This is a genomic window from Cryobacterium sp. 10I5 (genome assembly GCF_035019865.1).
Classification (GTDB): domain Bacteria; phylum Actinomycetota; class Actinomycetes; order Actinomycetales; family Microbacteriaceae; genus Cryobacterium; species Cryobacterium breve_A.
In genome coordinates this window covers 1-7,700 of record NZ_JASJVI010000128.1, presented here as the reverse complement: position 1 = coordinate 7,700, position 7,700 = coordinate 1, and the positions used below count along the sequence as shown (strand labels likewise).

Annotated in this window: 9 protein-coding genes; 4 read left to right on the top strand and 5 right to left on the bottom strand. The window is 69.0% G+C overall.

Annotation, left to right across the window (positions count from 1 at the left end; translation table 11 throughout):
- Positions 1 to 54 precede the first annotated feature (54 nt).
- A complete protein-coding gene (locus QN350_RS18455) occupies positions 55 to 1,095 on the bottom strand; it encodes an NAD(P)-dependent alcohol dehydrogenase (RefSeq protein WP_322137806.1) in 1,041 nt (346 codons plus the stop codon).
- Positions 1,096 to 1,348: 253 nt separating this feature from the next.
- Between QN350_RS18455 and QN350_RS18450 the strand changes: the two genes are divergently transcribed.
- On the top strand, positions 1,349 to 2,173 hold the full coding sequence (locus QN350_RS18450) for an aldo/keto reductase (protein WP_322137807.1): 825 nt from the start codon (positions 1,349 to 1,351) through the stop codon (positions 2,171 to 2,173).
- A gap of 159 nt (positions 2,174 to 2,332) precedes the next feature.
- Here the strand turns inward: QN350_RS18450 and QN350_RS18445 are convergent, their stop codons facing one another.
- Genes QN350_RS18445 through QN350_RS18435 form a run of 3 tightly spaced genes read right to left on the bottom strand, consistent with a single transcriptional unit; the run spans position 2,333 to position 4,464 of the window.
- The gene (locus tag QN350_RS18445) at positions 2,333 to 3,319 is read right to left on the bottom strand and encodes an aldo/keto reductase (RefSeq protein ID WP_281535677.1); all 987 of its coding nucleotides are present in this window, start codon (positions 3,317 to 3,319) and stop codon (positions 2,333 to 2,335) included.
- A 35-nt stretch (positions 3,320 to 3,354) separates the two neighbouring features.
- A complete protein-coding gene (locus QN350_RS18440; protein WP_322137808.1) occupies positions 3,355 to 4,239 on the bottom strand; it encodes an alpha/beta hydrolase in 885 nt (294 codons plus the stop codon).
- Between the two features lie 3 nt (positions 4,240 to 4,242).
- Complete coding sequence (locus QN350_RS18435) at positions 4,243 to 4,464, bottom strand: hypothetical protein (RefSeq protein ID WP_281535681.1); 222 nt, start codon at positions 4,462 to 4,464, stop codon at positions 4,243 to 4,245.
- A gap of 209 nt (positions 4,465 to 4,673) precedes the next feature.
- Here QN350_RS18435 and QN350_RS18430 point away from each other — a divergent pair, with 209 nt between their 5' ends.
- Together QN350_RS18430 and QN350_RS18425 are read left to right on the top strand one after the other, a co-directional pair.
- On the top strand, positions 4,674 to 5,585 hold the full coding sequence (locus QN350_RS18430; protein ID WP_322137809.1) for a DUF4349 domain-containing protein: 912 nt from the start codon (positions 4,674 to 4,676) through the stop codon (positions 5,583 to 5,585).
- A gap of 67 nt (positions 5,586 to 5,652) precedes the next feature.
- Positions 5,653 to 6,999 (top strand): threonine/serine exporter family protein, encoded by a 1,347-nt coding sequence (locus QN350_RS18425; protein WP_322137810.1) that lies wholly within the window; start codon positions 5,653 to 5,655, stop codon positions 6,997 to 6,999.
- Positions 7,000 to 7,035: 36 nt separating this feature from the next.
- On the opposite strand, the gene QN350_RS18420 is transcribed toward QN350_RS18425, so the two are convergent.
- On the bottom strand, positions 7,036 to 7,278 hold the full coding sequence (locus QN350_RS18420; protein WP_322137811.1) for a hypothetical protein: 243 nt from the start codon (positions 7,276 to 7,278) through the stop codon (positions 7,036 to 7,038).
- Between the two features lie 150 nt (positions 7,279 to 7,428).
- On the opposite strand from QN350_RS18420, the gene QN350_RS18415 reads away from it, so the two are divergent.
- Positions 7,429 to 7,551, top strand: coding sequence for a hypothetical protein (locus QN350_RS18415; RefSeq protein ID WP_255453709.1), 123 nt, complete (start codon positions 7,429 to 7,431; stop codon positions 7,549 to 7,551).
- Positions 7,552 to 7,700: the final 149 nt, after the last annotated feature.

Sequence of the window (7,700 nt, the reverse complement as noted above, 5' to 3'; positions counted from 1 at the left end):
GGTCGGGATCGGGGTGAGTGGAGCGCGCGACCGCACGGCGGCGGCGCGAGGGCCTCACATGGTGCGACCGGGCACGAGGATGCCGCGGCCGACCAGGCGGCCGCTCTCGAGGTCGGCGATCGCGTCGTTGGCGGCCTCGAGCGGGTAGACGGCGGTGTGCAGGGTCACCTTGCCCTGCGCGGTGAGGGTCATCAGTTCGACCAGGTCGGTGTACGTGCCGACAAGGTTGCCGATCACGTTGATCTCGCGCGAGATGATCTCGATCGTCGGCAGGCTGACCGTGCCGCCGTAGCCGATCACGTAGTGCGAACCGCGGTTCCGGAGCAGCTTCGGGGCGAGCAGTTCCGCCCCGCGTTCGCCGACGAAGTCGAAGACGATGTGCGCGCCACCGCCGGTGATCTCGGCGACGGCCTTCTCCACCGCCGCATCGCTCGTCGCGAGCACGGTGTGATGGGCGCCGATCTGACCGGCGAGCTCGAGGGCCGCCTCGGAGAGGTCGACGACGGTGATTTCCGCGCTCGTGATCGCCGCGAGGCTCTGCACGCCGATGTGCCCGAGTCCGCCGGAGCCGATCACGACGGCGTGGCTCCCGGGAAAGAGCACCGGGGCGGCCTTCCGCACGGCGTGGTACGCGGTGAGTCCGGCATCCGCCAGCGCGGCCACGTCGCGGGGCTGGAGTGCGGGGTCGAGCTTGACGACGGCGCGCGCGTTCGTGCGCAGCACCTCGGCCATGCCGCCGTCGACGTTGATGCCGGGGAACGTGGCGTTCTCGCAGTGCGAGTCCTGGCCCTCCCGGCAGGCGGGGCAGAGACCGCAGCTGGTGAGCGGATGCATGATGACCGTGTCGCCGACCGCGACGTTGTGCACGGCCGAGCCGCAGGCCCGCACCCAGCCGGCATTCTCGTGGCCGAGAATGTACGGCAGGTGCGGGTGCTGGATCGGATCCCACTGGCCCTCGATGATGTGCAGGTCGGTACGGCACAGTCCGGCGGCGCCGACGTCGACGAGCACGTCCCAGGGGCCGAGGATCTCGGGCTCCGGGACCTCGTCGACGGTCGGGTTCGCGCCATAGGAATGGATCCGGACAGCCTTCACCGTGACCTCCTGTATCCCGCGACTTCGTTCCGGGCGGCAGTGCCCGGTTGCCGCAACCCGGAGGGGCGGCACGAGATGGTTCATACTCTGCGGCACTCGCCCCGGTGGAGAAAGCGCTCCTCTCACCCCGTGAGAAGCGCGCATCCGGTCGGGCCGCCCCTTCCGCGAAAGCGGGTGAATCGTCGTTCTGGCCGTGTCCAACCGACGATCCACCCGCTTTCGCGGAAAGCCGCAGGGCCGGTTTAATGGAGCTATGACCTCTTCACCCGTTCTGCAGTTCCACGACGGCCACTCGATCCCGCAGCTCGGGCTCGGGGTCTACAAGATTCCGGAGGCGGCCGCAGCCGACGCGGTGCAGGTGGCGCTCGAGTCCGGCTACCGGCACGTCGACACGGCGGCGCTCTATGCCAACGAGGCAGGCGTCGGCCAGGGCATCGCCAGGGCAGGACTCCCCCGCGGCGACGTCTTCGTGACGACGAAGGTGTGGAACGCCGACCAGGGCTACGACAGCACCCTGCGCGCCTTCGACGAGAGCCTCGAAAAGCTCGGCCTCGACTACGTCGACCTGTACCTGATCCACTGGCCGGCCCCGCGCCAGGACAGGTACGTCGACACCTGGCGGGCCCTCGAGGCGATTCGCGCCGACGGGCGTGCCCGCTCGATCGGGGTGTCCAATTTCCACCCGCACCACCTCGACCGGCTCCTCGCCGAGACCGACGTGGTTCCGGTGGTGAACCAGATCGAGCTGCACCCCTGGCTGCAGCAGGCGGATGCCCGTGCCTACGACGCGGCCCACGGCATCCTCACCGAAGACTGGTCGCCCCTCGCCCGCGGCCGGGCGATCGGTGACCCGACGCTCGACGCCATCGGCGCGCGCTACGGCAAGTCCGCCGCGCAGGTCGTGATCCGCTGGCACCTCGAGCTCGGCGACATCGTGATCCCGAAGTCGGTGACGCCATCGCGCATCCGGGAAAATCTCGACGTCTTCGACTTCGCCCTCGACGCGGCCGACCTCGCCGCAATCGCGACCCTCGACTCCGGAGAGCGCACCGGCCGCGACCCCGACGACCTCGACTGACCCACGCGCCCACGCGCGACCGGCGCCCCCGAGCGCCCACGAGCATCCGCGAGAGTACACTTTTGGCCCTTAAACCTCGGGTTTAAGGGCCAAAAGTGTACTCTCGCGGAAAGGCGGAGGCGCGGAAACGCGGGCGCTGGGCGCTGGGCGGGGCGGAGGCTACCAGCGCGGGTGGATCTGGGCGCGGAGGAGGCGGTCGTAGATGTCGCGGACGCCGGCGAGGAACTCCGCGCTGAGCGCGGGGACCGACCCGGCCGCCGCGTTGCCCTGCGCCTGCGTGATCGAGCGCGCACCGGGGATGACGGCGCTCACGCCGTCCTGCTGGGCGACCCAGGCGAGCGCGGCCTGCGCGGGCGTGAGCCCGGCCGGCACGAGGGCGGCGAACTCGGCGGCCGCGGTGAGGCCGGTCTCGTAGTCCACGCCGGAGAAGGTCTCGCCGACGTCGAAGTGGCTGCCGTCGCGGTTGTAGTTGCGGTGGTCGTTCTCGGCGAAGGTCGTGGCGCGGGTGTACTTGCCGGTGAGCAGCCCGCTCGCGAGCGGCACCCGGGCGATGATGCCGACCCCGGCCGCGCGGGCGGCGGGGAGCACGGCGTCGAGCGGCTTGAGCCGGAACGCATTCAGGATGATCTGCACGGTCGCGGTGCCCGGGCGGGCAATCGCGGCGAGGGCCTGGTCGCAGGTCTCGACGCTGAAACCGTACGCCGCGATGGTGCCGTCGGCGACGAGGGTGTCGAGCGCGTCGTAGACCTCGCCTGATTCGACGACCGCGCTCGGCGGGCAGTGCAGCTGCACGAGGTCGAGGGTGTCCACACCGAGGTTGCGACGCGAGCGTTCGGTCCAGGCCCGGAAGTTGGCGAGCACGTAGTTCTCGGCGAGCTGGTCGACGCGGCGGCCCATCTTGGTCGCGACCGTGATCCCGGCGTCCGCGCCGGCGGAGGCGAGGTAGCGCCCGATGATCTGTTCGCTGCGTCCGTCGCCGTAGACGTCCGCGGTGTCGAAGAAGGTGACCCCGGCGTCGGCGGATGCCGCGAGCACGGCGGTCGCATCGGCCTCGCTGACGTTCCCCCAGTCCGCTCCAAGTTGCCACGTTCCGAGCCCGATCACGGAGACGGTTCGGCCGGTTCTTCCCAGGGTGCGTGTGTCCATGTCCCCAGCCTAATCATCCGCTCGGACGCTCTGGGTCAGCGTGCGGCAGCGGATGCCGGCGCGCGCGGCCCGTCCGGTCCCGCCGGTCGGTCGTCGGCCCCGGTCGCGGTCTCGATGACCGCCAGGAGTTCCCTGGCGAGGCGCGGCCGGATCAGATGGTCGTTCGCCTCCACGCGGTGCATCGCGACGTGGCGCATCCGCTCGATCACGGTCAGGCTGCCCGACTGGATGAACGCGTCGAGGCTGCCGTAGACCACGTCGACGGGCACGCGCAGGATCGCGATGTCGCTCACGAGGGTCTGCGATTCGATGCAGTGCTCGAGGGACTTCACGAAGGGGGTCCAGTTGCGTTCGGTGATCTCGAAGATGCCCTTGGGCAGCATCCGCGAGATGATCGCCGCATTCGTGATCGTGCGCTCTTTGTTCTCGCGCAGGAACGCGTACACGCGCAGGTACACGTTGACGCGGGCGCGCACCCAGCGGTCGCCGATTTCCGACGGCGAGAGGTAGACGGGCGGTCCGACCAGCACGACGCGTGAGATCCGGGTGCGGCGATCGAACCGGGTCACCGGCGACGCAGCGAGCCTGGCGACGATGAGGCTGCCGAGGGAATGGCCCACGAGCACAAACGGCTCGCGCAGCCGGAGCGAGCGGATCGTCGCGGCGAGCGCCTCGACGTGGTCCTCGAGCCGGTACTCGCAGCCCTCAGGGGCAGGCGAATCACCGAAGCCGAGGATGTCGACGGCGATGACCCGGTGTCGCGGGGTGAGCAGCGGCACCAGTTCCCGGAACGTCACGGACGAACTGGCGATGCCGTGTACGAGGATGACGACGGGCCCGGTGCCTTCATCCGTCGCGATGTGCAGGAGGGGCGGGCGGCGTCGACGGAACCGATCCCTCATCGCCGCCCACCATCCCATGACTCAAGTATCTTCGCGCAGGTCTTCCTTGAAGTCGTTGGTGGCCTTCGTCGCGTCGCGCTCGGCCTCGGCGTGCTTGACGCCGGCCTCCGCGCGCTTGACCTCGGCATCCGCCTTGATCTCGTCGACCTTGTCTTCGATCCGGTCCTTGGTGTCTTCGAACGTGCGGCTGATCTTCTGCCCGGTCGCGTCGAGGGCGTCCTTGGCGTTCTCTGCGAATCCCATGTTTCCTCCGTTGTATCTCGAATGTGTCTCATGGAGCGTGCGTGTCACGGAGCGCGCGTCTCGTGGACCGCGGGTCGCGTGGCACTCGGCCGGCGGTGCGTGGCCGATGATTCGACACTAACGGCTGCGCCCGCACCGAGACGGGATTGTGATTCGACTCCCAGACGGCGTCCAGACAGTGCCCTCCGGGAGCGCCATACAGTTGCCCCATGAAACGTTTTCCCGCCGCAGCCGCGCTTCTCGCCGCCGTGCTCCTGCTGGCAGGATGCTCCGCCTCCGGTTCGTCGAGCGATGCCGGTTCGTCCGTGACGAACCCCGGAATCGGCGCGTCAACGGGCGACGGGACGACCAGGGATTCCGGGATCGTCGGGGTCCCGCAGGTCGGAGACGCCTCCGGGAACGCCGCAGCGGGCACCGTCGCCGGCAGTACGAGCGAGGTCGCCTCGGGCCAACGGGACGTCGTCATGACGGGGTCGATGTCGATCACCGCAAAGGACCCGATCAGGGCGACGCAGGACGCGGTGACGATCACCGAGCAGGCCGGCGGACGCGTCGACAGCCGCACCGAGAACCCGGCGACCGACAACCAGCAGGCGAGCGCAACGCTCACCCTCCGCATCCCGGCCGACGCCCTGGACCGCACGGTCAGCGACCTGAAGAAGCTCGGCACCCTGAATTACGTGTCGCTCAACGCCTCGGATGTGACCCAGCAGACCCAGGACCTCGACGCCCGGATCACCGCCCTGAAGACCTCCGTCGACCGGCTGCTCGCGCTGATGCAGCAGGCGACGACGACGACAGACCTCGTCGCGATCGAGGGCACGCTCTCCCAGCGGCAGGCGGACCTCGAAAGCCTGCAGTCGCAGCGTAATTTCCTGTCCGATCAGGTCGACTTCTCGACGATCACCCTCTCCTTCTATTCGACCGGAACCGTCGCACCGGGAGCGCCTGGCGATTTCTGGACCGCGATCGGGGCCGGCTGGGCGGCCCTGGTCGGCGCGCTCGGCTCCGCGCTCGTCGGCATCGGCTATGCGCTGCCGTGGATCGCGCTCCTCGGCGCGACCGCGCTGATCGTGATCCTCATCGTGCGGATGTCCCGGCGGAAGGGCAAGGCTGCTTAGGCTTGGGGGGTGACCCACTCCACCCCCCACCACTCCTCGCCGGACCCCACGAAGGTCCGTCGCACGGATGTCTGACGTCACCGTCAGCATCGGGGTCTTCGACAATGCGGGCTACACCCGCGCGGTCCTCGACCTGACCATGCGCCTCGCCGAGGTTATCTTCGCCGCCGGGGCGGGCGCAGAGGATGCCACCGCCGCGATGGAAGCTATCACCCGCGCCTACGGCCTCAAGGGCACCGAGGCGAACGTGACGCACACGATCATCGCCCTCACCCACGAAGACCCGGGCACGCACGAGTCGATCACCCGCAGTCGCAACGTCAAGTACCGCTCGCTCAACTACGGCAAGCTCACCGCGACGAGTGAGCTGATCGCCGAGCTCATCGAGAATCCCATCGATGTCGCCGACGCGCGCAAGGCCCTCGCGACCATCGTGAGCGCCCGGCCCCAGGTCACCGCGCTCTGGCGCCGGCTCGGCTGGAGCCTCGTCGGCGCCGGTGCCGCCGTGCTGATCGGCGGCGGGTTCACCGTGCTCCTCGCCGCGTTCATCGCGACCTTCTTCATCGACCTGATCACGACGGCGCTTGACCGGCGGCAGGTGCCGGTGTTCTACCAGAACGTCGTCGGCGGGGCGATCGGCCCGATGACGGCCGCGGTCGTCGCCCTCGTCGACCCCTCCGCGAATCCCTCCCTCGTCGTGATCGCGACGATCATCATGCTGCTCGCCGGGGTCACGACCTTCGGCGCGGTGCACGACACCCTGTCCGGCTTCTACCTCACCGGAACCGCCCGGATGATGGAGGCGCTCCTCATCACCGGCGGCCTCGTGACCGGCGTCGCGGGCGCGTCGCTGCTCCTCGCCCGTTTCGGCCTGGTGCTGAGGGTGAACGGCAACGTCGCGTTGACGTTCGCCGACGTGGCCGCGTTGCTCGCGGCATCCGTCGTCATCGTCGTGGGCTTCGCGCTCGCGGTGCAGGTGCCGTGGCGGGCGTACTGGGTGGTCTGCCTGCTCGGGGCGCTCGCCGAACTCCTCTACCTCGGCGGCACGAGCGCGGGCTTCGGGCTGGTCTGGTCCTCTGCGGCCGCGGCCGTCGGCGTGGGGCTCGCCGCCGCGCTCACCTCGCGGGTCGTGCGCACTCCCCCGCTCGTCATCGTCGTGACGGCGCTCGTGCCGCTCGTGCCCGGGCTGACCCTGTTCAGCGGCCTGCTGCAACTTTCCGACGGCAACATCGACGGCGTGCTCAGCATGCTGACCGCCGGGGCCGTCGCCGTGGCGCTCGCCGCTGGGGCGATCCTCGCGCAGTACCTCGTGCAGTTCGTCTGGGGTCCGGCACGCAGGCTGCAGCGGCGCTTCGTCGGTCCGCTGATGGCGCTGCCGGTGCGGCTCAGCCGCAGTCCGGGCAAGCGCATCTAGCGAGGATCGCGCTTGCCCGGTCGGGTGCGTTCCGGGTCAGTTCGGAACGTCGGCCTCTCCGGTTACGTCGTGGAGGTCCTCGACGTAGCGGTACGAGATCGGTTCCTCGGTGACGTGCCCGAGCTTGAAGACACGTCGCACGATCTGCCCGTCCTCCTCGACTTCGAGGGTGACCTGCTTGGCATATTCGCCGTTGACATATTCCAGTTCGTGTTCGGTTCCCGCGGCGATCGGGTTGGCGCCGAAGAAAATCGCCCGGTAAGTGCCGTTCTCGCTCATATTCCCTCAATCCCTCAGGTGGCTGGTCGCACTCAGCCTACGACCGGTTCGCGCTGGCACAAGGGCCGGGCCTGGCGGATGCCGTTCCCAGCGATTCCGCGTAGGGTCGAAGAAGACGATGCCGCTGGGGCTCGGGTCGAAGGAGTGCACATGGCTGACAAATCACCCAAGAAGGACGCGACCAAGAAGGTCGCCGGAAAGTCTCTCAAGGAGAAGCGTGCCGACAAGCACGCCAAGTCCAACGAGACGGCAGAGAAAGCACGCAAGGCGTAGTCTCCGCCCGATTAGATTTACGAAAGTTCCATTGCAGTCAGGGTGCTGCTCCGCTTCGGCGGGGCGGCACCCTGTTTTCGTTAACCCTTGTCGATCAGGATGCCGTCGGCGGCCAGTGTCGCCGATGTCGCCGAGAGTCGCCGCTACGA

Bases quoted from the DNA above. Each gene is read 5' to 3' on its own strand.
- QN350_RS18435 (WP_281535681.1), bottom strand. From the start codon at position 4,464: ATGGGATTCGCAGAGAACGCCAAGGACGCCCTCGACGCGACCGGGCAG.
- QN350_RS18440 (WP_322137808.1), bottom strand. From the start codon at position 4,239: ATGGGATGGTGGGCGGCGATGAGGGATCGGTTCCGTCGACGCCGCCCG.
- QN350_RS18415 (WP_255453709.1), top strand. From the start codon at position 7,429: ATGGCTGACAAATCACCCAAGAAGGACGCGACCAAGAAGGTCGCCGGA.
- QN350_RS18430 (WP_322137809.1), top strand. From the start codon at position 4,674: ATGAAACGTTTTCCCGCCGCAGCCGCGCTTCTCGCCGCCGTGCTCCTG.
- QN350_RS18420 (WP_322137811.1), bottom strand. From the start codon at position 7,278: ATGAGCGAGAACGGCACTTACCGGGCGATTTTCTTCGGCGCCAACCCG.
- QN350_RS18445 (WP_281535677.1), bottom strand. From the start codon at position 3,319: ATGGACACACGCACCCTGGGAAGAACCGGCCGAACCGTCTCCGTGATC.
- QN350_RS18450 (WP_322137807.1), top strand. From the start codon at position 1,349: ATGACCTCTTCACCCGTTCTGCAGTTCCACGACGGCCACTCGATCCCG.
- QN350_RS18425 (WP_322137810.1), top strand. From the start codon at position 5,653: ATGTCTGACGTCACCGTCAGCATCGGGGTCTTCGACAATGCGGGCTAC.